General features: G+C 61.2%; 20 protein-coding genes. 6 read left to right on the plus strand and 14 right to left on the minus strand.

What is annotated here, in order from left to right; all coding sequences use genetic code 11:
- Nucleotides 1–15: 15 nt before the first annotated feature.
- The 6 genes from ACFOTD_RS31320 to ACFOTD_RS31345 all read right to left on the minus strand — a co-directional run bounded on the left by ACFOTD_RS31320 (nt 16) and on the right by ACFOTD_RS31345 (nt 7876).
- Nucleotides 16–1008: a LacI family DNA-binding transcriptional regulator gene (locus ACFOTD_RS31320; protein WP_378123886.1), complete on the minus strand. Its 993-nt coding sequence runs from the start codon at nt 1006–1008 to the stop codon at nt 16–18.
- 54 nt (nt 1009–1062) lie between these two features.
- Complete coding sequence (locus ACFOTD_RS31325) at nt 1063–1896, minus strand: carbohydrate ABC transporter permease (protein WP_378123887.1); 834 nt, start codon at nt 1894–1896, stop codon at nt 1063–1065.
- A 16-nt stretch (nt 1897–1912) separates the two neighbouring features.
- Nucleotides 1913–2794, minus strand: a complete 882-nt coding sequence (locus ACFOTD_RS31330; protein ID WP_378123889.1) for a carbohydrate ABC transporter permease — start codon at nt 2792–2794, stop codon at nt 1913–1915.
- A 121-nt stretch (nt 2795–2915) separates the two neighbouring features.
- Nucleotides 2916–4280 (minus strand): ABC transporter substrate-binding protein, encoded by a 1365-nt coding sequence (locus tag ACFOTD_RS31335; protein ID WP_378123890.1) that lies wholly within the window; start codon nt 4278–4280, stop codon nt 2916–2918.
- A gap of 162 nt (nt 4281–4442) precedes the next feature.
- Nucleotides 4443–6053, minus strand: coding sequence for a response regulator (locus ACFOTD_RS31340; RefSeq protein ID WP_378123891.1), 1611 nt, complete (start codon nt 6051–6053; stop codon nt 4443–4445).
- Complete coding sequence (locus tag ACFOTD_RS31345; RefSeq protein ID WP_378123893.1) at nt 6050–7876, minus strand: sensor histidine kinase; 1827 nt, start codon at nt 7874–7876, stop codon at nt 6050–6052. The genes ACFOTD_RS31340 and ACFOTD_RS31345 overlap by 4 nt, the downstream gene beginning before the upstream one ends.
- Nucleotides 7877–8009: 133 nt before the next feature.
- Here ACFOTD_RS31345 and ACFOTD_RS31350 point away from each other — a divergent pair, with 133 nt between their 5' ends.
- Nucleotides 8010–9014: a LacI family DNA-binding transcriptional regulator gene (locus ACFOTD_RS31350; RefSeq protein ID WP_378123894.1), complete on the plus strand. Its 1005-nt coding sequence runs from the start codon at nt 8010–8012 to the stop codon at nt 9012–9014.
- 313 nt (nt 9015–9327) lie between these two features.
- Nucleotides 9328–13671, plus strand: coding sequence for an alpha/beta hydrolase-fold protein (locus ACFOTD_RS31355; RefSeq protein WP_378123895.1), 4344 nt, complete (start codon nt 9328–9330; stop codon nt 13669–13671).
- A gap of 194 nt (nt 13672–13865) precedes the next feature.
- Here ACFOTD_RS31355 and ACFOTD_RS31360 read toward each other — a convergent pair whose 3' ends face one another.
- The 7 genes from ACFOTD_RS31360 to ACFOTD_RS31390 form a co-directional block, all read right to left on the minus strand.
- The gene (locus tag ACFOTD_RS31360; RefSeq protein WP_378123896.1) at nt 13866–15131 is read right to left on the minus strand and encodes an alkaline phosphatase; all 1266 of its coding nucleotides are present in this window, start codon (nt 15129–15131) and stop codon (nt 13866–13868) included.
- A gap of 226 nt (nt 15132–15357) precedes the next feature.
- Nucleotides 15358–15960, minus strand: coding sequence for a Uma2 family endonuclease (locus ACFOTD_RS31365; protein WP_378123897.1), 603 nt, complete (start codon nt 15958–15960; stop codon nt 15358–15360).
- 138 nt (nt 15961–16098) lie between these two features.
- Nucleotides 16099–16440 carry a DUF1801 domain-containing protein gene (locus tag ACFOTD_RS31370; RefSeq protein ID WP_378123898.1) on the minus strand — a complete coding sequence of 114 codons (342 nt, stop codon included), beginning with the start codon at nt 16438–16440 and terminating at the stop codon, nt 16099–16101.
- A gap of 47 nt (nt 16441–16487) precedes the next feature.
- A complete protein-coding gene (locus ACFOTD_RS31375; protein ID WP_378123899.1) occupies nt 16488–16928 on the minus strand; it encodes a YciI family protein in 441 nt (146 codons plus the stop codon).
- 42 nt (nt 16929–16970) lie between these two features.
- Entirely contained in the window at nt 16971–17777 is an 807-nt protein-coding gene (locus ACFOTD_RS31380) for an alpha/beta fold hydrolase (RefSeq protein ID WP_378123900.1), read from the minus strand.
- Between the two features lie 65 nt (nt 17778–17842).
- Entirely contained in the window at nt 17843–19123 is a 1281-nt protein-coding gene (locus ACFOTD_RS31385) for an RNA polymerase sigma factor (RefSeq protein WP_378123901.1), read from the minus strand.
- A complete protein-coding gene (locus tag ACFOTD_RS31390; RefSeq protein WP_378123902.1) occupies nt 19120–19554 on the minus strand; it encodes a YciI family protein in 435 nt (144 codons plus the stop codon). The genes ACFOTD_RS31385 and ACFOTD_RS31390 overlap by 4 nt, the downstream gene beginning before the upstream one ends.
- 261 nt (nt 19555–19815) lie before the next feature.
- On the opposite strand from ACFOTD_RS31390, the gene ACFOTD_RS31395 reads away from it, so the two are divergent.
- From ACFOTD_RS31395 to ACFOTD_RS31405, 3 genes are all read left to right on the plus strand, one after another.
- Complete coding sequence (locus tag ACFOTD_RS31395) at nt 19816–21510, plus strand: PPK2 family polyphosphate kinase (protein WP_378123903.1); 1695 nt, start codon at nt 19816–19818, stop codon at nt 21508–21510.
- Nucleotides 21511–22551: 1041 nt separating this feature from the next.
- Complete coding sequence (locus ACFOTD_RS31400; RefSeq protein ID WP_378123905.1) at nt 22552–23190, plus strand: general stress protein; 639 nt, start codon at nt 22552–22554, stop codon at nt 23188–23190.
- A 3-nt stretch (nt 23191–23193) separates the two neighbouring features.
- The gene (locus tag ACFOTD_RS31405; protein WP_378123906.1) at nt 23194–23619 is read left to right on the plus strand and encodes a DUF948 domain-containing protein; all 426 of its coding nucleotides are present in this window, start codon (nt 23194–23196) and stop codon (nt 23617–23619) included.
- Here ACFOTD_RS31405 and ACFOTD_RS31410 read toward each other — a convergent pair.
- Complete coding sequence (locus tag ACFOTD_RS31410; protein WP_378123907.1) at nt 23610–23774, minus strand: hypothetical protein; 165 nt, start codon at nt 23772–23774, stop codon at nt 23610–23612. The two genes, ACFOTD_RS31405 and ACFOTD_RS31410, sit on opposite strands and share 10 nt — an antisense overlap.
- A gap of 2 nt (nt 23775–23776) precedes the next feature.
- On the opposite strand from ACFOTD_RS31410, the gene ACFOTD_RS31415 reads away from it, so the two are divergent.
- Nucleotides 23777–24211, plus strand: a complete 435-nt coding sequence (locus ACFOTD_RS31415) for a hypothetical protein (protein ID WP_378123909.1) — start codon at nt 23777–23779, stop codon at nt 24209–24211.
- Nucleotides 24212–24381: the final 170 nt, after the last annotated feature.

Genomic DNA, 24381 nt, shown 5'->3' on the forward strand with positions numbered 1-24381 from the left:
TACAATAGAATTCTCTCAAGCGAACAAGGCGGCGTTCAGCACCGTTTTTTGCGCGAAAAGACGCTGCGTGCGCAGCCTGTCCGCAAGCTGCGTCACGGCCGACTCGCCCAAGAGGGCCGCGGGCGTCCGGACCGTCGCGAACGGCGGCTCGGACAGCGAGGCCTCCAGTCCGCCGCCGTCCAGCACGACCAGCGCCGCGTCCCCGGAAACCTGCCTTCCGGCCTCTCTCGCCGCATCGGCAGCGCCCGCGGCCAGGCGCCCGCTTTCCAAGACAAAGGCGGTCGGCGCCCGCGATTCCCGCAGCGCTTGCGCCATCAGACGCCGGCCCTCCGCCTCCGGCTCGGACGCCGACGCGCACCGCGCCTGCAGCGGGCCGAGCCCGCGGCGGTCAAGCCCGGTCCGCAGCGCGGCAAGCCGGTCGGCCCGACCGGTCTCGTTCTCCGGCCCGCAGCTTCCTATATAGACGAAACGCCGGAAGCCTAGCCCCGTCCAATGGTCGATCAGCCGCTCCATGGCCTCGGAATAATCGACCACGACCGAGTCGTAGCGCGTATCGTCCGGCGAGGAGCCGACGAACACGGTCGGCTTGCCCAGCGCGGGCAGCCGTGCAAGTTCGTCCGGCTTCAGGCTGCCTATGGAAATCAAGCCGTCGAGCCGGTCCGGCGACCAAGGCGAGATCGCTAGCGCCGATACCGGGTCGGACAGCGGGACGCACTCGATCCCGCGGCGCGCGCATGCGCGCTCCACGCCCGAACGGACCTCGCGATGCCAATCCGCCGCCGCACCTGGGGCGCTGCCGATGCCGAGCAGCCCGATCCTTCGCGCCCGAGCGCCGCGGCCGCTCTCGCTTGCTGTCGCGCCCATGCGCCGCGGCGGCGCTGCCGCAGCCTCGAATATACGTCTGCGCAGCTCGTCCCCGACCGATAGCGAGGGATCGTAGCTGAGCACGCGCGCCGCGGCCGCCGCCGACACCCCGACCTGCGTCGCGATTTCTTCGATCGTCGTCATGATGCCCACACTCCTCGTCCTCCGGAATCCGGCCGGGTCTGCCTCATTCCCCGGTCATCCTTTTACAGCCGAGCCGACCGTGAGCGCCCGCTCTACCTGATCGCTGAAAATCATGTACAGGAATACCGTCGGGATGCTGGCGATCGTCATCGCGGCGCCCATCGCGCCCCAATCGGTCGTGAACTGTCCCTGGAAAAACAGCAGGCCGAGCGGAAGCGTCTTCAGCGTTTCCTTGGAGATGAGCACCAGCGCCATCGGAAACTCGTTCCACGCGGCGAGAAAAACGAAGATGATCATCGTCGCGAGCGCCGGCCGGATAATCGGGAGCATGATGCTGAAAAACGTGCGGTAGATGCTGGCGCCGTCGATGCAGGACGATTCCTCCAGCTCGATCGGGATGCCTCTGAAGAAGCCGTAGAACACCATGGTCGCAAACGACAGGTTAAACGAAATATAAGGCACGATCAGCGAGCCGTACGTGTTGGCCAGATGGAAGTCTCGCATCAGAATCGCCAGCGGAATCATGATGACTTGGACGGGCACGAACATGCCGATGACCAGATAGATGCGCGCCGCGCCGCTGAACCTGAAGCGCATGCGGGCGATGGCGTAGGAAAACAGCACGGCAAGCGTCAGGCTGCCGACGACCGTCGCGCAGGTCACGATCACGCTGTTCAGGAAGTAGACGGGTACGTTGAAGCTTTCCCAGGCGGTCTTGTAGTTCTCGATTCGGAAGTGAAACGGCAGGCCGAAAGGATTGGTGACAAAAATCTCGTCGTTGCTCTTAAGCGAATAGGAAACCATCCAAAACAGGGGGTAAATCGACAGCAGCGCGTACAGCCACAGCAGGCCGTGCTTGAACGGCTGCCTGTACCAAGGCGTCCCCAAAGCTCGCGCCTCCTCTCTAGTAAACGATCCGTTGTCGCGCGATAAAGCGGTTGATCAGCAGGGTGACGATCAGGCACTCAATGACGAGGAAGGCGGCGGATGCGCTGCCGTAGCCGTATTCGCCGACCCGGAAGGCCGACCGGTACATCATGTACGTCAGCGTATACGTGCTCGTGCCCGGACCGCCGCCCGTCATAATGTACATATTGGCGAAGGCGTTCAAGCCGCCGGTAATGGCGAAGATCAGGCAAAACTTGTAGGTCTCGGCCATCAGCGGAATCGTGATCCGCAGATGCGCCTTCCACTTGCTCGCGCCGTCGATGCGGGCGGCTTCCATATAATGCTCGGGCACGGACTTGACCGCCGCCAGCAGCAGCGCGAAGTGGTAGCCCATGTACTGCCAGGCGTTCACGGCGGCCAGCGCATAGATGGCCGTACGGCTGCCGGAGATCCAGTCCTGCTGATACGGGATGCCTAATAGCTCGAACAGTCGGTTAATCAATCCGTACTCGGGATTGTACATCGCCATCCACAGCTGGCAGACGACCGTAATCGAGAGCACGACGGGGATGAATACGCTGATGCGGACGAACTTGCGGCCGCGGATGCCGGCTTCCGCGACTGCGAATGCCAGAAGCGTGCCGATCGAGAGCTGGGCGACGGTAATGATCAGGGCGAACACAAGGCCGTTGTAAACCGAGGTATGAAAAATGCTGTCGTCGAACATGCGGGTGTAATTGTCGAATCCGATGAACGTGCCCGGCGTCAGTCCGTCCCATTCGTACAGGCTGCGGAAGAACACCTGGAGCATCGGATAAAACACGACGACGGAGTAAACGAGCAGCGCGGGCAGGATAAAAAGGAGAATCGCCGTCTTGTTGCCCAGATATTTATTCATGTCACCACTACTTTCGTGTCGTCATGCGAATCCCTCAGGGATGGATTCCGGGAGCCGCGCGCCGGCTCTCGGGGAGCCTGCGGCGCGCGATCTTCGCGGAACGTTTCTAGAATGGGAAGGATTACTTGGATTGCTCGATCGCCTTGTCGACGTCGCTTGCGAACCGGTCGGCCGAGTAAGCGCCGGTCAGGAGGGATTGAGAAGCGTCTTCGATCGCAGCCTTGAACTTCGCATTGCCGAGACCCCACGCGAACGCGGTCGTCTTCATGTTGGGGATATCGTCGGCGAGCTGCTGCATCGTCGGCGGGAATTCCTTTTGCACGGGCAGGTCGACCTTGGTAGCAACGATTGGCGTGCCGCGCTGCGTATACTTGAATTCGGCATACTTCTCGGAAAGGAAGGCTGCGACTTCCGCTGCGATTTCCTTGTTGTCCGAATGCGAGGAGACTGCGTAGCCGCTCGGTCCGCCGCCCCCGGTGAAGTTATACTTGGCCGCCTCATAGGCTGCTTCGTCGGCTGCCGGAACGTACAGGTACCCGAGCTTGTCGCCGAGCGCCTTGGTCGAGTCCTCTATCTCCCACTGGCCGTTGACGAACATCGCCGCCTTGCCTTCGCGGAACAGCGCCGCCGCCTGGTCGTAGTTCATGCTCGTCGCGCCTTTGGGCAGCAAGCCGGCTTTGACCAGCTCGATAACCTGCTCCGCAGCTTGCTTGTAGGCGGGATCGCTCGCCTTGGCCTCGCCGCGGTCGAGCTTCAGGATGCCTTCCGGCTCCGTCCGCGTGACGAACATGTCGTAGAGAACGACCGCCGGCCACTTTTCCTTCGCGAACATGGAGAGCGGCGTGACGCCGGCCGCTTTGAACGTCTTGACGGCGGCCAGCAAGTCCGCGTAAGTCTTCGGCGGTTGCACGTTGTTCGCCGCGAAGATTTCCTTGTTATAGAAGAGTAATCCGACTTCGTTGCCGGCATACGGGAAGGCGTAGCTGTGGCCGTCCTCCGTGACCAGCGTGTTCATCGTGCTCGGGTACATCTTGTCCTTGAAGCCCAGCTTGTCGACGTATTCGTCCAATTGGAGGATGTTGTTCGAGTTTTTGAACGTATTGATGATGTCCAGGTTCGCCTGGAAAATATCCGGAAGCGTGCCCATCGCCGCATACGTCTTCAACTTCTGTCCGTCGTCCTGCGCCTGGACGTCCAGCTCCAGCTCCACGTTCGGCATCGCTTTTTTCAGCTCGGCCGCGGCGTAGTCGTAAGGAAGCTTCGTGTCGTCGTCGGAATACTGCGCGTAAATCTTCAGCTTGACCGGCTTCTGCGTCTCCGCGCTCGGACTCGGACTCGCGCTCTCGGCTGCCGACGCGCTGCTAGAAGCGCTCGGGCTCGGGCTCGCGCTTTCCGAAGCGCCTGCTTCTTTTTCGTTGTTTGAACCGCAAGCCGTGAGCGCGCTCATCAGCAGCGTCACGCTAAGCAACAATGACCATTTTTTCATTTTCCCCGGACCTCCGATATAGTTCGTATATTCTCGACTGGAACTATGCCTTTATTATAGGAGCCGGTCCCTGCGAAGATAATGGAGAGAACGATGCGGATTTGTAATATCCGCGCATCTGTCTATTCGCACGCCGACGCCAATGCCGGCAGGCGCCTGCGCTTAGCCGCGCTCTCTCAGCAGATTCTCGTATTCGCTCGGCGGCCGCCCGAAAAACTTTTTAAAGCTCTTGCTGAAATAGCTGAGGTCGCTGTATCCGGTCGATTCCGCCACATGCGCCAGCTTCACGTTGCCCTCGCCGAGCATGTCCTTGGCCCTGTGCATCCGCACATGCGTGATATAGTCCGACAGCGTCATGCCCAGCTCTTTTTTGAACACGGCCCGCAAATAGCTCGCATTGATGAACGCATGTCCCGCGACCCGCTCCACGCCGAGCTCCGGGTCGGCATAATGCTGTTCTACGTAAGCTTTGGCGGAACGGGCGATGATCGAGGCGCGCGTCTTTTTGTGCTGCCTTGCGTAGGCGGACGCCTGCATGAACAAGCGCGTGATCCACGCCTCCGCCTCCTGAACCGTGCGGAGCCGCTGGATCTCGCTATAAGGAAAGAAGTGCTCGCCGAAGCAGTCCTCGATCGGATGCCCCGCTTCGCTGATGTAGCTCAGGCAGACGGAGACGAGTCCCATGCAGACGACGTACGTGTATTCGATCGACAGCTTCTGCTCGCGGACCGACCGGAACAGCCCGCCGAGCCGCTCCGCAAGCCGGCTGTCGTCGGCCATCCGCAGGTCGTGCAGCAGCGCCTCCTTGTTCTCGAGCGGGTATTGACCGAGCGAGGACGCCCCCTTCGCGAGCGTGTCGTAGCCGATGACCCGGTCGCAGCCAAGCACGAACTTGTTCTGGAGCGCCGCGATCGCCTCCCTGTAGGAGTCGGCGATGCGCCCCGTCCCTTCGTACCCGCTGCCCACGCCGACGGTGATCGTGAACTTCAGGTAACGCTTGATGAGCGCGCACAGCCGTTCGTAGGCTTCGAGACCTGCCGCGCCGGTCGATCCCGCTCCCGCGGCAGAAGACGCATGGCTCACCAGGCAGACGATCCGGCCCTCCGGACCGTTGAAGATGACCGGCTTGCCGTCGTCCTCCATCGCCTCCGCCAGAATGTTGCTGACCGCGTACTTCCACAGCAGCCGCTCGCTGACCTCGCTCCATTTGCGGTCCATATCGTCGATCTCGATGCATGCGACCGTATAGGCCGGCCGGTCCAGACGAAGATCGTAAGCCTCCAGCCGGCGGATGGTCGTCTCGCCGTCTTCCTCCTGCTGCCCGCTTACCAGCCGGTTCAGCAGCCCCTCCTTCATCAGCTGGACGGTCGACTGCAGCGTCGCCTTTTCCTCGAGCGCCTTGTGGTGATGCTGCTGCAGCTTGAGCAGCGTCAGCAGCAGCTCTTCCTTGGAGAAAGGCTTTAATATATAGTCCTCGACGCCGAGCTTCAGCGCGCGCCTGGCATAATCGAATTCATTGTGGCCCGTGACGAGCACGACGCTCGTAGCCGGGTACTGCGCCTTGAGACGTTCGGCCAGCTCGAGCCCGTCCATGAACGGCATCGTAATGTCGACCAGCGCGATATCCGGCGGCTGCGCGGCTGCCAGCTCCAGCGCCTCGAGCCCGTGCCTCGCTTCCCCCGCGATCCGGAATCCGTATTGCTCCCAGTCGATGACCCGCCGCAGGTATTCGCGAAAAATCAGCTCGTCGTCCGCAATCAAGATGTTCGTCATTCGTTGTCGCCTCCGTCTGGATAGGATGACCCGCCGTACGGCTCGAGCTGGCAAGGCAGGATAATCGTGATCGTCGTGCCCCGGCCCGGCTCGCTCTCGATCCGGACGCCGTAAGCTTCGCCGAAGTATAGCTTGATTCGTTCGTGGACGCTGCGCAAGCCGTAAGAGACCGGCCGCCGCTTGTCTTCCGCGCCGCCGAGCGAGGCCCGGATTCGTTCTTCCGTCATGCCGGTGCCGTTATCCTCGACGGTCAGCGCCATTCGCTCGCCTTCCCGCCGTCCTCTGACGCTTAAATGGCCGAAGCCGCCCTTCGTTTTTAAACCGTGATAGATGGCATTCTCGACGAGCGGCTGCAGCGTCAGCTTGAGCATGGCGCAGGGCAGCAGCGACTTGTCTACGTCGATCTGGTAGTCGAAGACGTCGGAATAGCGGATTTTCTGGATGGACAAATAATCCCGGAGACCGCTAAGCTCCTCCTCCAGCGTGATTTGTTCGCTTCCTTTGCTCAGCACGATGCGATAATAGTCGGCCAGCGCCTTGGTCGTGCGCTGCACGTCCTTGGACCGGTCCATCTGCGAGAGCGTGTAGATGACGTCGAGCGTGTTGTACAGAAAATGCGGCTTGATCTGCGACTGGATGAGGGCCAGCTCGTACTCGCGCTTTTTGCGCTGCTCGATCTTCACGTGCTGGAGCAGGTCCTGGATGCGCGCGATCATCGTATTGAAGCCCGACGCGAGCAGCCCCAGCTCGTCGTTGGTCCGGACGCCGATCCGCATGTCGAGGTTGCCTTCCTTGACCATCTTCATGCTGCGGGCCATGCGGACGATCGGGATGGCGATCAGCCTGTTCAGGATGCCGGCGCCGAGCAGCGCGAACAGGAAGCAGATGCCGCCGATCACCGCGATCAGCATCGTCACCTGGCGAACGTCGTGGGTCAGCGCTTCATAGGGAACGGCCGCGATGAATTGCCAGTCGAGAAACGAAAAGCCGGAGCGCGCAACGAGCAGCTTGCCTTCGTCGAAGCTGCCGATGGTCGTCGTCTCGGAAGCGTTTGCAATCCAGCTGCGCAGCGCAGCGTCCTTCTCGGGCAGCAGCAGATCCTCCGCCCGCTGCGAGGAGATGACGGTCCCCCGGTCGTCCGCGATCGAGAATACGCCCTCTCCGAACGAGCCGATGCTCCGGTACACCGACGACAGCGTTTCCTCGCGGACGTTCAGCACGATCGACCCGATCGGCTTGCCCGTATTGATGTTGAATACGCGTTTGCCGAGCGTCAGGACCGCCTGTCCGGGGTCCGGAGTCAGGTAGGTTCTGCGCTCCATCGGAAACCATAGATTCTCTCCGCTCGTCCCGTCGATGCGCGTCAGAATGGCCGTGTGGAGCAAGTCCTCGTCCCCGCGTTCGAGCTGCGGCGCCGTCGCGTATACCCGGCCTTGAAGATCGATGAACGCCGCGCTGTGCACCTCCGGGAAGACGAGGATCGAGAAGCTGAGCTGATTCAGGATGCGCGCGGCCTCGGAAATGTCCGGCTCGTCCCCGCCCGAGGCGGCGCCTTGTCCTAGAATCGTGCGGTCCAGATTGATCGCGAGGATGTTGGCGCAGCTCTGCGCATTTGCCAGAATGCCGTTAATCCGCGTAATGATCAGCGACGAGTTGTCCCCGACGCCCTTGATCGTCTTGTCGACCAGGGACTGCGTATAGATCCGGTTGGAGGCGATGCCGAGCGCCAGCAGCGGAATCAGGATCAGCGGCAGATAGATCGCCATGATTTTGTTGCGTATGAATTGATTGCCGAACCATCTGCGCGATCTGTCCGTTCCCATCGTTCGTGTCTCCCTTGCAAATCGTTTGTAAATCCATAGGAAGTCTGGCATATTTAAATCTGGCATGTACGTACGGTCGTTCCGGCCCGAGCGATAGATTCGCGGCGGACGACGCCGGGGAAGGTGAAGTGGCATGGCGACGCTAAAAGCGATAGCCGAACGGGTCGGCGTATCGATCACGGCCGTGTCCCGCGTGTTGAACGGGGACGCGACGCTGTCGATCGCGGAGACCAAGCGCAAGCTCATATTCGATATCGCCCAGGAGATCGGCTATAAGACGCCGCGAGGGCGCGCAAGCGCGGCCGCCCGCAAATGCCGGGTCGGCGTCGTCAGCTGGTACTCGGATCTCGAAGAGATGGCCGATCCCTACTATCTGGCCATTCGTCTTAGCATCGAGCGGGAATGCCTGACGCGCGGGTTCGAGATGGCGCGCCTCTATCTCCGGGAGAACGGGCTCGCTTCCGATACGGCCCAGGCGCTGGACGGCGTCATCGCAATCGGGCACTTCCGGCCGGAAGACGTAGAACGGATGTCGGCGCTGTCGGACGCCTGCGTGATCGTCGACTCGTCGCCCGACGAGAGCCGGTTCGACGCCGTCGTTATCGACATGCGCAGAGCCGTCGGCGAGGCGCTCGCGCATCTGTACGAGCTGGGACACCGCGAGATCGGCTATATCGGCGCCCGCACCGTCATCGGCGGTCACCTCGTCCCCGACGACCGGGAGAGCGCTTGCCGCGATTGGTTGGCGGACCGCGGCCTGTACCGGCCGGAGCATGTCCGCATCGGAGAGCGGCTCGCCTCGGAAGACGGTTACCTGCTCATGCGGCAGGCGCTTGCGGCGGATAGCCGTCCGACCGCTTTTTTGATCCAGAACGACTCGATGGCAGCCGGCGCGCTGCGCATGCTGCATGAAGCCGGCGTACAGGCGCCCCGCGATATCTCTATCGTCGGCTTCAACGACAATACCATATCCGCTTTCCTTCAGCCGCCGCTCACGACCGTCAAGGTTCACGTCGACTACATGGGCGAGGCCGCTGTCGGCTTGTTGGCCGACAGGCTGGATACGAAAAGGGACATCTGCAAAAAAATCGTGCTGCCCACCCGGCTGATGGTCAGGGAAAGCACTGCTAAAATTTAACTGAAAATGACGCGCGAGACCGAATCCATTGCCGGAGACGGTCTTTTTTTGCGACCGTTCCATCCTCCGCGACGCGCGATATGCACCTATCTTACTGATAACTTCATACGTTTGCACCCTATTTTTTCGCAGATTGAACGCCGAAGTAAAATTGTATTTGATTTTTTACTAAATTTAAACTAAAGTATAGCCATCGACTGGAACCGTTTACAAATTAACGATGGGAGGGATTCTCCGACTCGCCCCGCTTTACCGCAACGCAACGCAACGTACCGCACCTCATCCCACACCCCTTGAAGGAGGACTTTCCCCCTTGAATAGATCCGGCACCCGGCACTGGCGCAGATGGTCCATGTTGACGCTCGCCCTGCTTGTATTGATCGGCGTAATGCCTTTGTCCGCCCAGGCGGCCGCAGACGACGCGCAGCCCCGCTTTTACGTAGACCGCTATTATTCCGCCAGCCTCGGCAAAGAAATGACCTATCGCATCTATCTGCCGGACGGCTATTACAACGGCAACCAGCGTTATCCGGTCGTCTATATGCTGCATGAAGAAGGGCAATCGAGCCAGCAGTTCGAGGATGACCGCCTTCAGGACAGCCTCGACCAATGGACCGCCGAAGGCGCGATTCAGAAAATGATCGTCGTCATGCCCGATACGAGCGGCGACAGCTGGTTCGTCAACCAAGACGGCGGACGCTGGGAAGACCTGATCGCGAGCGACCTTGTTCCCGTCATCGACCAGCGCTATCCGACGATCGCCCTGCCCGCCTTCCGCGGCATCGGCGGCGTCTCGATGGGCGGCTTCGGCGCTTTTGTCCTCGGCATGCGTCATCCCGAGCTGTTCGGCTCGATCGCCAGCCACATGGGCGCGCTCGACCGCACCGTGGGCGGCCTGCAGCCGCTCGCGCTGATCAAGGGCAAGACGGCCGCCGCGCTTAAAACCTACCAGTACTATCTGGACGGCGGCACGGACGATCCGATGACCTACGCGACGAATTCCACCAACGACATTCATGCGTACTTCCGCGCCAACAATGTAACGCACGGCTATCAGTCGCGTCCGGGCGGACACGACAAATCCTATTACCTGACCTATCTGAACCGCTCGTTCATGATGCACAGCGCGAGCTTCGCCAAAGGCCTGCTGACCGGCTCCTTCTCGGCGGCGCCGCAGGCGATCGGCGCGGACGACACGAAGGTCAGCGTCAACTTCACCGTCAACCTGAACCGCACTTCTGTGACGCGGTCCGTATACGAAAATCGCGCCAATAGCGCGTTTAACCTGAACGTCGGCCTCAAGGTGACGGATCCGGGCAGCGCAGCCGTGCTGTACGCGGCGAATACAAGTCTCGGCAATGTCGTGCAGAACTCGAGCCAGTCGAGCTTCACCGGCGCCTTCACGGTGCCGGTCTCCGCGCTCGGCTCGCTCAAGAGCACGAATCTGACGCTCGACGCCAAGATTCTCGGCGCCTCGTTCACCTTGGGAACGAAGCCGCTGATCCGCGTCACGCCGACGGGCACGCTGCCCGAGGACACGCAGATCGACCTGCTAGGCGACTGGAGATTTACGAAAGACTCCTTCCCCGTCGCCTCGATCAACGGCGCGGACGAGAGCCTCGACACCTCGGCATGGAGCGTCGTTCAGCCCGGCCTCGACTGGTGGACGGACGGCTTCGGCGGCTACAGCGGCATTAACAACTACTTTGGCGCCGCCTGGTACGTGAAAAAGTTCTATGTCCCCGCAGACTTCCCGGTGGACGATCTGACGCTGATGGCGGGCAAGATCGACGACGCGGACATGACTTACATTAATGGTCAACTGGTCGGCGAAACCGGCTTCAGTGGCGGCGTTTATACGAGCTCGTTCTGGGCCGCATCCCGGGAATACGCGATCCCTTCCAATCTGCTGCGCCGCGGAGAGACCAACACGATCGCCGTGCGGATGTACAATCAGAACGGCGGCGGCGGCTGGTATGCCGGCCCGATCGGCATCTATTCCAAGGCGGCGGCGCAAAAGGTCAAGAACCTGCCGTCCAAGGTGCCGTCCGACCAGATCGTAAGCGCTGTTAAGGCTCTGGCGCAATCGCAATTCGACGCGATCGGCTACAAGGACGCTGCTGCTTATGCGGCGACGCTGTCGGCGCAGTATTTCAACGGAGGCTTCGACAAGCTGGCGGCCGTCGCGGAGAAAAACGCCTGGTTCGCCGCGTACGCTTCGCTCAAGACGACCGTGCAGAGTCCCTATGTGTTTGAGCTGGACGGACGTTATCTGTACACGGCGCAAGTGACCGTCACCGGCACGCTGGACGACGGCACGGAAGTGAATGTGCGGCAAGGCAGCCTCTCTCAATACTACGCATTCGAGGACGGCGCGCCCAAAGAGACGGGCGACCAGAAGCTTTTCTACAAAACTTCGTTCTACTCGGAGAGCGCGCAGCGGAACGTCACGTTCCGAATCTACCTGCCGCCTTCGTATATGAGCGATCCCGACAAGCGATATCCGTCGGTCTACCTGTTCCACCAGTTCAACAGCGACAGCGAATCGTTCGAGATCGACAAGATCGACCAGATTCTGAATCAAGGCGCGGCGGACGGCTCCATGAAGGACATGATCGTCGTCATGCCCGATTCGTCCGGCACGAGCTGGTGGGTGAACGGGACCGGCGCGACGGGCGTGAAGTGGCAGGACATGGTCGTAAAAGACCTTGTGCCGTTCGTCGACGGCCATTACCGCACGATCGACGACTCCCGTTATAGAGGCACGACCGGGGTGTCGATGGGCGGCTTTGGCTCCTTCGCGATCGGCCTTCAGTACCCGGATCTCTTCTCCACGATCGCGAGCCACATGGGCGCGCTGAGCTTCACGCAGCAGGGCCAGGATCCGATCGCCATCCTGAAGAGTTACCCGATCGATACGCTCAAACGGTACGCGATCTACCTGGACTCCGGCAACCTGGACGTCTATAAGTTCGATGTTCCCGTCAACACGTTACACAAGTATCTGATGGAAAACGGCGTGCCGCATTATGCGGAGGTTCGCGACGGGGCGCACGACAGCGCCTTCTATACCAAGTCGATCGGCTTGTCGTTCGCGCAGCACAGCCGGCACTTCGCCGCTTCCAACGCGGCGGATGGCGTGCTCGCGGGCAAGCTCGAGGTCGTGAAGGGCGACAGCGGCAAGACGGTCAAGGCCGACTATACGGTCTCGGCGACGGACGCGATCGCGGCCTATGCGGATCATCTTCTTGCGTCGCCGTACCTGATCGAAGCCGATCCGCTGCTGGAGATTCCCGTCGTCGTGGACATCTACGACGCCAAGGGCGAGAAGGTCGCCAGCGTGAGCGACAAGCTGAGCACGCGCGGCGCGGCGGAGTTGAGCGGCACGTGGACGATGCCGCCGCTCGACGAGAAGGGTTCTTACGACGTCGTCCTGAAGGCGACGCTGCTCGATCGCACCTACGAGCTGGGACGGGCGGCAATTAAAGCTTCGGGAAGCGACGGCGGTGAAAACGGCGGGAACAACGGCGGGAACAATGGTGGAAATAACGGCGGTACAGTTACGACCCCGACCGAGCCTGTTCATACAGCCGGCGAAACGGTAACCGCTACGGCAGCAAGCGTGCAGGCCGCGATCGACGGCAAGACGGATCTGCAGCTCTCGGCCAAGGACGGCAGCAAGCTGTTCATTCCTTATGAGAATCTGGTGCAGTTTCAGTCCGCTGCCGGCACGGAGAAAGTAAAGTCGCTGAGCTGGGAGATCAAGCCTGTCTCCGATACGGATCGCACTGCGTTTCTTCAAAAAGGCGGCGCGCAGCTCGGCGGCATGCTCCGCGCTGCTGGCGAATTCGTTGACCTGGCGCTGACGGCGCAGTTGGAGAACGGATCGACGCTGACGCTCGGCCAGTCCTTCGACAAGCCGGTGAAGCTGCAGCTGAAGGCTGATGCCGGCGCGGATCCGGAATTGACCGGTATCTACTATTGGGACGAGAACGGCCAAGCGCATTACGTGGGCGGCAAATGGGACGCTGCTGCTGGAACTGTCTATGCGGAGCTTTCTCACTTTAGCAAGTACGGCGTCCTGTCTTTCGCCAAGACGTTCGGCGATGTACCGGCCGCGCACTGGGCGAACAGAGCGATTCAGGTGCTCTCGTCGAAGCAAATTGTTTCTGGCGTCGGTCCGGAGCAATTCGCGCCCGGCCGCAGCATCACGCGCGCCGAATTCGCGGCGCTGATCGTCCGGACGCTCGGCCTCGAAGCCGATGCCGGCGCGGCGAATCCGTTCGCCGATATCGTGGCGGACAGCTGGTACGCATCGGCAGTCGCCGCAGCCTATCAGCACGGCATCGTAAACGGCAAGAGCGACCTTTCGTTCGCGCCGAACGCTACCATTACTAGAGAAGAAATGGCCGTCATGATCTACAATGCGCTCCGGGCATCCGGCTCGAATACGGCAGTCGATGCGGCCAAGGACGCATTGTCCGGTTATGCAGACGCTGGAGCGATCCATGCCTGGGCGAAGACGCAGCTGAATGCGCTCGTGCAGCTCGGCCTCATCAGCGGCAAGTCTGACACGATCATCGCGCCTTCGAACACGGCTACCCGTGCCGAAGCCGCACAAATGCTCTACAACTGGACGAAGTCGGCGAACGTCTAGTCGCCGAATGCAAAAAGAGACTCCGTTCCCGTCGTGCCGGGAGACGGAGTCTCTTTACGTTTTGCGAGCGAGGCGAGCGCCGCTCGCCGCTGATAAGCGCTTCTTGGCACTATCTCGGCCTCACTACAGCTCGATCCCGCCCCGATAAGCGCTTCTTGGCGCTATCGCAGGCAGTCAGCACCGGCGGACGAGTCTTACTTGGCCTTAATCCCCAGCGCCTGCATCAGCTTCGTGAACACCTCGGTGTTCTCGTAGATGCCGGTGAACAGCTCGGAGTTGCGGCCCATGGCCGTGACCGGAACGTCGACTGCCGTATGGCCCGAGGTCGTCCAGTCGACGACGAAGTTGTGGTCGGAGCCCACGATCTGGAACGGTCCGTCTTCCTTGGAGATGCCGTCGCCCGATTCGTCGTCCGCGTTGACTTCCTCGATCGAGAAGCCGCCGGTCTCATGGTCGGCAAGCACGAGCACGAGCGTATCCGGGTGCTTCTTGGCAAAGTCCTTCGCGACCTGGACGGCTTGGTCCAGCTGCTGGCCGGACTTGATCGTCATTTTGGCATTGTTCTGGTGCGCGAACTCATCCGTCCCTTCTTCCTCGACCATCAGGAAGAAGCCTTTTTTGTTGGTGGACAGCGTATCGATCGCTTTTTTAGTCATCTCGGGCAGAGATACGACCGGGTTGTAAATATCCCCCTCGCCCTCCGGCTTCTGCTGGAACATCTCTTCGTTGGAGAACAGGCCGAGCAGCTTGCCGCCCTTGGATTTTTGCAGATCCGCCTTGGTGGAAACGTAGCTATATCCGAGCGATTTGGCCTTGTCGATCAAGTTGCCCTGCGTGCCCTTGCTCTTCTCCGACGGATCCTCGGCAGGCTCGTCCTGGAACTTGCCCGGGTTGCCCGCAGGGTACCAGAAGTCTTCCCCGCCGCCAAGAATGACGTCGATCTTGCTCTTGGTCAAATATTGCAGCGCGATGTCGCTTTGCTTGGAACGGTCTTCGACATGGGCGCCGAAGGCCGCGCCGGTGGCGTCTGTAACTTGGCTGGTCGTGACCACGCCGGTCGATTTGCCCTTATCCTTGGCGTATTCCATGATCGTTTTGACCGATTTTTTGTTGGCGTCCATGCCGATCGCGCCGTTGTAGGTTTTAACGCCGCTGGCATAGGCGGTTGCCGAAGCAGCCGAGTCTGTGACCGGTATCGTGGAGCTCGTATGAATCAATCCGACATAGGGCATGGCGTCCATCGCCAGCTTGCCCTTCTCGCCGACCGTGGCCAGGCGGATGGCATCGCGCTGCGCGGTGCCCATACCGTCTCCAACGAACAAGATTACATTCTGGGTGCGAGGGGATGCGGCGTCCGCGCGATCATGCGTTTGAACGGTGACGGCACTGACCGTGAGCAGAGCTGCCGTGATCGTACCGGCCATCGTAGCCTTGAATACTTTCTTTTCTAGAAGTTTCATAATTCCCCTCCTAAATGTAGTATACAAACATATACTAGACTCGCTTCGTTAAGTCTGTATTTTCCGCTTATAACCGTAATGTAAAATTGCAAGACGGACGTAAAAGCGGCACCGGCGATTGCCGGCAGGCCCATCCCCGACAGCATCGCCGGATAAGCTGGCATAAAAAAACAGCCCGGCCGGACCGTCAAGGCCGCGAGCTGTCTTTTTCTGCAATTCCGGCGATTCAGTTCGAGGACAGCAGGCGCTGCAGGGTCGGATCGTCGAACAGTCCGGCCACCGTAAACGACACGCAGGGCAGCCTGTCCGACGTTACCGTGTCTTCGCCTTCGTAAACGCAGGTCAATTCGTAGCGCTCGCCAGACAACAAATGCTGCTCTACGGTCTGGGCGACAGGATCCAGGATCCAATACTCCGGCACGCCATGCCGTTCGTAAATTCGCTGCTTGCGGACCCGGTCCCGATGGCGCGAGCCGGGCGACAAAATCTCTACGACGAGGTCCGGCGGCCCTTCGATGCCCCGCTTGGTTACAATTTCGACACGCTGCAGACCAATAAAGATCAGATCGGGCTGCACCACGTTCGTAGGGCTGAGAATGACATCCAGCGGTGCGCTCAAAATGAGGTATTCCGCTTTACAGCTGCTAGCCAGCGTCGATTGTAAATTAAAACTCAAGATCTGATGCGGGGTGTTCGGCCCCGGCAACATCAGCTCCAGCGAGCCGTCCAGCACTTCGTAGCGCAGGCCGTCGTCCGGCATCGCGGCATAAATGTCGTAGGTAACCTGCTGCTCGCCGACCCGATCCTCCGGCCGCTTCTTTTTATCCATCGAGCATCCTCCTGACGGAAAAGCCCCGTCAAAGCGACACGGTTCGTGTTCGGCTCTGACGGGGCGCTTCCCCGTATCCTTCATTGATTCGATTATGTCCAAAAATGGAAGAGCTGTCAACGATCAAATAGGCGCCGTTTACAGCGAAGCCGAAGCTTGCTTGAGCAAATCCGCCACATCTGCTTCGTTGACGTCCTGCGTCTTCGCAATCTTGATCGTCTTGCGCTCGGGCGGGCCGGTCCAGGCGCCTTCGGGAAACGCGATGCCCTCGGCGTTAAAAATGGTGTAGCTCACCGCGTCCTTGGACGTCGAGATGACGGCGGCATACTTGCCGTTTTTTAAGTAATGCGGCTTTTTGTACTGCATGCGCTCGAGCGCGTCCGGAATCGTCTGCAGGGTGAGCTCCCGCAGCGCCTGGCAGCGCTCGGCTTGCCAGGGTTCTTTGAGGTCGGCGATGAATTGCGTGATTTCAGGGTTCATGTTTTTAGCTCCTTTAGATTGTGATTTTTTCGTATAAGTCAATGCGTTTATCCGTGCAAGCTTCTTAAAGCACCGAGCTGATCGCGCAGGTCGGCTTCGATCGGACTCGAACCGCCGGCGACCTGCGGCCCGGCCGTCTCCCGGAGCCGGCGCAGCTCGATCCCGCCCTCCCCGAATCCGTAAGGGTCGGGCATCCCTGCCGCCCAGGCGTATGCCTCCCGGTCCGATTCGGCTTCGAGCAGCATGTAGCCTGCGACCTGCCCTTCCGAACCGTCGAACGGCCCGGCCGTCATCGCCGGCAGACCGCCCGTCTCGGGATAGGCCAGCCGGAGCCCTTCGGCGCTCGGCAGCAGGGTCGCAGACTCGATCAGGACGCCCGCCTCCTTCATCTGCCGGCTGTAGGCCGCGAACGCGGCGGCCCGGTCGTCCGCCGGCTCGATCCCGGCTTCGAAGCGTGCGCTCGCCTTGATCAGGATCATGAATCGCATGCGGCATCCCTCCTTGTTTGTATCGATCAAGCTCAAGCGAACTCAAGCGAGGAAAAACGACTTCAGCACCGGCGCGAGCGCGTCCATAGATACATTGTGATTTTGACCCGGGAGCAGGCGGGACTCGCCATGCGGCACGGCCAGGCCGACCTGCCGCACCGCCTCCCGAAGCGCAACCGGGCTCTTGGCGCCGCCGACCGCAAGCACCGGCGAACCGATCGAAGCGAGCCGGGCCGCAGGCAGCGAATAATCGCCCATGATCGCCGCATCGTAAGGGAGCGTGTGCGCGACGGCCCGAAGCCGCGGCCAAAAGGGCATCAGCCGCATCATCGTTACCGCAAATCCAGGTGCGCCCATCAAGCGCAAGAAGTACTTGACCGCTTCGTCCCGGCGCCCCTCGGAGATCAGCCGTTCAAGCTGCGACCGCTGTTCCGCCGGCGAGACCGGACCCGTTCCCCCTGCTAGATACGGAGGCTCGTAAAGCGCAAGCTTTGCGATGCCGACGCCGCTCGCCGCAGCCTCAAGCGCCAATGCCGCGCCCGAGGATAGCCCCCATACATGCGCGACGCCTCCGTTTGCCCCGATGACAGCCTCGAGATCTTCGATCTCCCGCTGAATCGCGTATGTTTTCTGATCCCCGCTGTCCCCTCTGCCTCGCCTGTCATAATTGACGACCGTAAAGTCCGAGGCGAGGAGGCGAGCCAGCTTCTGCAATCCCGGAAACTTCCTGTAGCTGAACGCGCCCCCGGCCAAAATTACCGCCGGCCCTTGGCCGATCGTATCGTAAGCGATCCGCGTTCCGTCTTTGGATACGGCATAGGCCGCCTGGTTCAAGTGGCTTTTCGTCAAATTTCATTCCCCGCTTCTCTTTTTCGCCGACTCTTCGCCCGATTCGATCAATGTCAAACGCGCGCTCACGGCTCTTTGTCCGCATCCCCGGCACGCCGCTCCGCGCATTCCGCCGCGCGCCGGCGCATCAGCGCTTGCTCCGGCACGTTCTGCGTCATGGAGGCAGCCCGTTCGAAAGCCGCACGCGCCTCCTCCATGCGCCCGAGCTTCGCGAGCAGATCCCCGCGTACGCTCGGCAGCAAATAGTAGCCCTTTAAGGCGGGCTCGTCCGCCAGCCGGTCGACGATCTGCAGCCCGATCGCGGGTCCGAACGCCATCGCGATCGCGACGGCGCGGTTCAGCTCGACGACCGGCGAAGGCGCCGCCCGCGAGAGCGCCTCATAGAGCGCGGCGATCCGGGCCCAATCGGTGTCGCCGGGCGTCGGCGCCTGCGCATGGCAGGCGGCGATCGCGGCCTGCAGCGCATAGGGGCCGAGCGGCCGGCCCTGGCTGCGCGCGCGCTCGAGCGCGGCCAGACCGCGACGGATCAGGAGCCGGTCCCACAGCGCGCGGTTCTGGTCCATGAGCAGGATCGGCTCGCCTGACGGCCCTATGCGCGTCTTGAAGCGCGACGACTGAATCTCCATCAGGGCGACAAGTCCGTGCACCTCGGGTTCTCCCGGCGCGACCTCCGCCAGCATTCGCCCGAGACGCAGCGCTTCCTGACAGAGTAGCGGCCGGATCCAGCTTCCGCCCGCCGTGGCCGAGTATCCCTCGTTGTACATGAGGTAGACGACCTCGAGCACCGACGAGAGGCGCTCCTCCAGCTCGGCTCCCTCAGGCACGTCCAGCTTTACGCGCGCCGCGCCGAGCGTCTTCTTCGCCCTGACGATCCGCTGCGCGACAGTCGGCTCGGGGACGAGATAAGCGTGCGCGATCTCGTCCGTCGTCAGGCCGCCCAAGAGCCGCAAGGTCAGCGCGACGCGCGCTTCCCGCGACAACGACGGGTGACAGGTCGCGAAGATGAGGCGCAGCAGCTCGTCGCCGATCTCGCCCGACTCCGCTGCCACGTCGTCCTCCGTATACAGCGCGCCGGCTCGCCCGTACTCCTCGTATTTTCGGTCACGCAGCTTGTTTCTCCGCAGCAAGTCGATCGCCCGGCGCTTCGCCGTCGTCATGAGCCAGGCTCCGGGGTTGTCCGGGATGCCCGTCTCCGGCCACCGCTCGAGCGCGGTCAGGAGCGCGTCCTGCGCCAGGTCCTCCGCAAGGCCGACATCGCGCACCATCGTCGCCAGGCGCGCGATCAGCTTGGCCGATTCGATGCGCCAGACGGCGTCGATCGCGCGATGCGCGGCCCGTTCGCTCATGTCCGGCGAGGCCCTTCAAGCCGCTCGCGCAGCGCTTGCTCTTTGGCCAGCATTTCCGGATCCTGCGTCAAGTCCGACATGTCGAAGATCTGGCGAAGCTCGATCTGGCCTTGCCCGTACCCGTGGGGATCCGGCATCCGGAGCGCCCACTCGATCGCTTCTTCCTTGGACTTTACCTCAATCATCGTAAACCCGGCGATAATCTCCTTCGCCTCGGTGAACGGTCCGTCCGTAATCTTCGGCTTGCCGCCCGCCTCCGGATAAGAGATTCGAATGCCTCCCGACGTAGGATGAAGTCCGTCAGCCGCTACCAAGACGCCTGCCTTGGCGAGCTCCTCGTTGTACCGCTGCATCGCCGCCACCAGCTCTTCGCTCGGCATAACGCCCGCTTCCGAATCCGACGTACCTTTGACGATCATCATAAACCGCATGTTTTTTTCCTCCTTTGGGCAGGAAGCGCAGCCTTTTTCGACTGTCGCTCCTTCTCGTTCATATACACGACGAACGCCGGACGACCGGATCGACATCGTCCGCAAATTTTTTTTAGCCAAATCATAACACGCGCTTCCCCATTTGATACAGCCTTAGCCCGCGCGAGCGACATGTTTATAATTTTACCTTTAGGAGTGATATAATTATAGAAACAAACACCGGGTCAGACCCACAATCGAGCGAGAATCGGAGGAGAGCGCATGGCCGACCGCACCAGGCTTGACCGCAAGCGTCACGTTTCCCTGAAGGATTTCGACCCCGGCGACACGGGCGATATCGAGAGCAAGGAGCAGGTGGAAGCGGAGATCGAGGATCTTCGCGACAGACTGCAGGAAGCGCAAGAAAAGCTGTATGCAAGCCGATCGAACGGCGTACTGATCGTGTTCCAGGGGATGGATTGCAGCGGCAAGGACGGCACGGTGAAAAAGGTGTTGTCCGCGCTTAATCCGCAAGGCTATCGCGCCGAGAGCTTCAAGACGCCGACCTCGGAGGAAGCCTCCCACGACTTCTTGTGGCGAACCCACAAGCTGATTCCGCAAAAGGGATACATAGCCTCCTTTAACCGTTCTTATTATGAAGAAGTGCTGATCACCCGCGTGCATGGCATCATCGACAAAAAAGAGACGGAGCGTCGCCTCGAGCATATCAAAAACTTTGAAAAGCTGCTGGCGAACAGCGGCGTGCTGGTCATCAAGATTTTCCTTCACATCTCCAAAGAATTTCAGCTGGAAAAGCTGCACGACCGGCTTACCCGGCCCGAGAAGCTGTGGAAGTTCGATCCGAGCGATCTGAAGGAACGGCAGCATTGGGACGAGTACGTCCGCGCTTACGAAGATGTCTTCGAGGCGACCGGCACAAAGCGCAACCCGTGGCATATCGTCCCTGCGGACAAGCGCTGGTACCGCGATTACCGCGTGCTGAAGATTATTACGGAAGCGTTCGAGTCGCTGGATCTCGCTTATCCGAAGATCGACATCGAGCGTTTCGGAGAGCTGGATCTGGACGAGGAGACGCGTGCCAAACTGGCATCGGCCAAGCGCAAGGAAACCAAGGACCGCGCCGAGGACGAGCGGCAGAAATCCACCGATTCCGCCGATGAGGATGAGAATGAGGAAGCTGCGGACGTTGGCGTCGACGCTGTCGATGACGAGCTTGAGGAGGCTGGCGGCGACACTGCGGATGCCGAGCTGGAGGAGGCTGGCGGTGACGCTGCGGATGCCGAGCTAACCGAGGTTGGCGGTGTAGCAGCAGCGAATAGCGAGGATGCTGCGGAAAGCGAGACGGCGCAAGTCGGCGTGGAAGCTGCCGATGGCAAGCCGGCGGATAGCGAAGCAGAAGCTGTCGTCAAGCCGGCGAGAGGTCGCAGGAAGGCGGCGGCCGTCCAGCTGGCGGAGGATGGCGGAGCAGCCGACGAAGGCAAGCCGGCAAGAGGTCGCAGGAAGGCGGCGGCCGACCAACAGGCGGAGGATGGCGGAGCAGCCGACGAAGGCAAGCCGGCGAGGGGCCGCAGGAAGGCGGCGGCCGACCAACAGGCGGAGGATGGCGGAGCAGCCGGCGAAGGCAAGCCGGCGAGGGGCCGCAGGAAGGCGGCGGCCGACCAACAGGCGGAGGATGGCGGAGCAGCCGACGAAGGCAAGCCGGCGAGGGGCCGCAGGAAGGCGGCTGCTGGCGAGCCAATAAATGTCGGCCTCGAAGCCGCTGCGGATGCCAAGCCGGCGGAAGCTGTCGAGAAAGCCGCTGCGCCCGCTGCCCGAAAGACGGCCGGAAGGCCGCGGGCTACGCGGAAGACGGATACGACCGAAGCGACCGTACCGGCTACTTCCGCAGAAGCCCCTGGCGAGCCGAACCAGCCCAAGCAGCCGGGCAGACGCGGGCGGAAGCCAAAAGACAGCTAGTTAGCGTTGAGATCGTTTAACCCAAAGAACCTGCCGAGAGTGAGGGCGGGTTCTTTGGGTTTTCTGCGCAATTGGGGGATACGACGCGTGTCGCCTCTCGTAGTGCAGGCGATTGGCCGGGGCCGGACCTCTAAGCCCGCATCGCCTTTTGTAGTGCAGGGGATTGGTCTCAAGAGGCCCCGCGAATCCGCATCGCCTCTCCTAGTGCAGGCGATTGGCCGGGGCCGGACCTCTGAGCCCGCATCGCCTTTCGTAGTGCTGGGGATTGGTCTCGGGAGGCCCCGCGAATCCGCATCGCCTCTCCTATTGCAGGCGATTGGCCGGGGCCGGACCTCTGAGCCCGTATCGCCTCTCCTATTGCAGGCGATTGGTCTCGGGAGGCCCCGCGAATCCGCATCGCCTCTCCTAGTGCAGGCGATTGGCCGGGGCCGGACCTCTGAGCCCGCATCGCCTTTCGTAGTGCAGGGGATTGGTCTCGAGAGGCCCCGCGAATCCGCATCGCCTCTCCTAGTGCAGGCGATTGGGCGGGGCCGGACCTCTGAGCCCGTATCGCCTCTCCTAGTGCAGGCGATTGGTCTCGAGAGGCCCCGCGAATCCGCATCGCCTCTCCTAGTGCAGGCGATTGGGCGGGGCCGGACCTCTGAGCCCGCATCGCCTTTCGTAGTGCAGGGGATTGGTCTCGAGAGGCCCCGCGAACCCGTATCGCCTCTCGTAGTGCAGGCGATTGGTCTCGGGAGGCCCCGCGAATCCGTATCGCCTCTCCTTGTGCAGGCGATTGGTCTCGGGAGGCCCCGCGAATCCGCATCGCCTCTCCTTGTGCAGGCGATTGGCCGGGGCCGGACCTCTAAGCCCGCATCGCCTCTCCTATTGCAGGCGATTGGCCCCCTCTCCGCGCAAATAGAGCCCCCCTTTTTCGGACAAGCCTGCGAAAATAAAGTTCGGCCACCGCTTGTCCACCCTGTTATTTCCAATTCCAACATGGTGAATAATCAGTATTCAGCTGGCGCGGCCAGCGAAAAAAACAGCATGGAGGCGATTGCGATGCTTACACCAGTCGTTGGAACGTTTAGAAATGAACAGGACGTCATTGACGCGATCGAAGCGTTAAAAGCGGCGGGCTGGAACAAGGATGATATCTCCGTCGTCAGCCATAAACGCGAAGCTGTCCATCACGTGGACACCGTCACCGGCACGAACAGCGCGGAAGGCATGGTTACGGGCGGCGTAGCGGGCGCCTTTCTCGGCGGAACCGCGGGACTCCTCGCCACGGCTGGCCTGCTGTTCATTCCGGGTCTCGGCCCGCTGCTCGCGGCCGGACCGATCGCGACCGTCATTGCCGGCGCAGCTGTCGGCGGAAGCACGGGCACGCTCATCGGCGGTCTCGTCGGTCTCGGAATTCCGGACCGCGAGGCGGAGATCTACAAGACATTGGTCGAGCAGGATCATCTGCTCGTCATCGTGAAGACCGGGGCCGAGAACCGCTCGCATGTGGAGAGCATTTTCCAGGCATTCGGCGCCATAGAGCCGCGCTCTACCGCCGTCACGTTCGAGCAGCCTAAGCTGCCGGATGCCGCGCCCGAGCCTGCCGACGAGATGCGCGTCTACATTAGCGCCAAGGACGGCGACGTGCAGACGCCCGTGAAGGAATTCGTCATTCCCCACGAATCCCGGGAGGTGTGACCGATGCGAGGCAAAAGCGCGGCGCTGGCTTCCGTCTCCCTGTCCGTCTTCGTCCTCTACGCCGTCAAGACGATGAAGAAGACGATGGCGACCCTCGACGAAGCCAACCGCACGCTGGTCGATGTCAAGAGATCCGCCCTTCAGGCCACGCACGAGGCGACTGCATTAATTCATACCGTTAACCGTACCGTTAAGGACGTTAAAGGTCGCATCAATACCGTCGATCCGCTGCTCGAGACGACGCACGAGGTAGGCGACGTACTGCACACGATCGCACACTCGGTAAAGGAAGCGTTGAGTCCGGGCGAGAAAGAAAGCACGGCCACCGATACCGATTCCGAAGTTCGCTCGCAAGACATCGCCGTTCGTATCGGGGACCAGCCGGTCAGGCAAGCGGGCGCCGGTCGGCCGACTCTTTATCATAAATAACAGCTCGCGGTGTCGGCCAGGTCGGCCGGCATCGCGAAGCCCAGCTTGAAGCAGGATTCCGCCACTCGTCTCTGTAATGTCAGCAAGCCGTAGTCGATCGAATCCGAGAGGTCGTTGACCTTGGTCTGCACGCCCGCCAACATACCACGATCCAATCATGCCTGTAGCAAATCGTCTGTACAGGCTTAAAATAGTCTGCGGCATGGCCATCGCCTGCTCTATGACAGGCGATGCTGGCTTCGCGGGCCGCGGCAGGGCAATCGCCTGCTCTACAAGAGGCGATGCTGGCTTCGCGGGCCGCGGCAGGGCAATCGCCTGCTCTACAAGAGGCGATGCCGGCTTCGCGGGCCTCGGCAGGGCCATCGCCTGCTCTACAAGAGGCGTTGCCGGCTTCGCGGGCCGTGGCAGGGCCATCGCCTACTCTACAAGAGGCGATGCTGGCTTCGCGGGCATCGCCATGGCCATCGCCTGCTCTACGACAGGCGTTGCCGGCTTCGCCAGCTTCGGGCAGCTGGTAGCCGGACACCAGATGCGTTATTTACTCAAAAACATGGCTTTTGGCGATGTTGCGGACATAGTGCAGCTAGAATAAAAAGTGGACACCTACTCAAGCGAATTATGATAATAGAAATATCGAGGAGGTGTTCACTTTGGGTGAACAGCGGCAACGGTTTAACGAAGAGTTCAAACAGCGTACAGTGAAGTACATTCAGGAGCAGACGAAGTCGGTGGGGGACATTGCGCAGGAGCTGAACATTCCAG

Origin of the sequence: Cohnella sp. GCM10012308, assembly GCF_042649185.1 — a bacterium.
Classification (GTDB): Bacteria; Bacillota; Bacilli; order Paenibacillales; family Paenibacillaceae; genus Cohnella.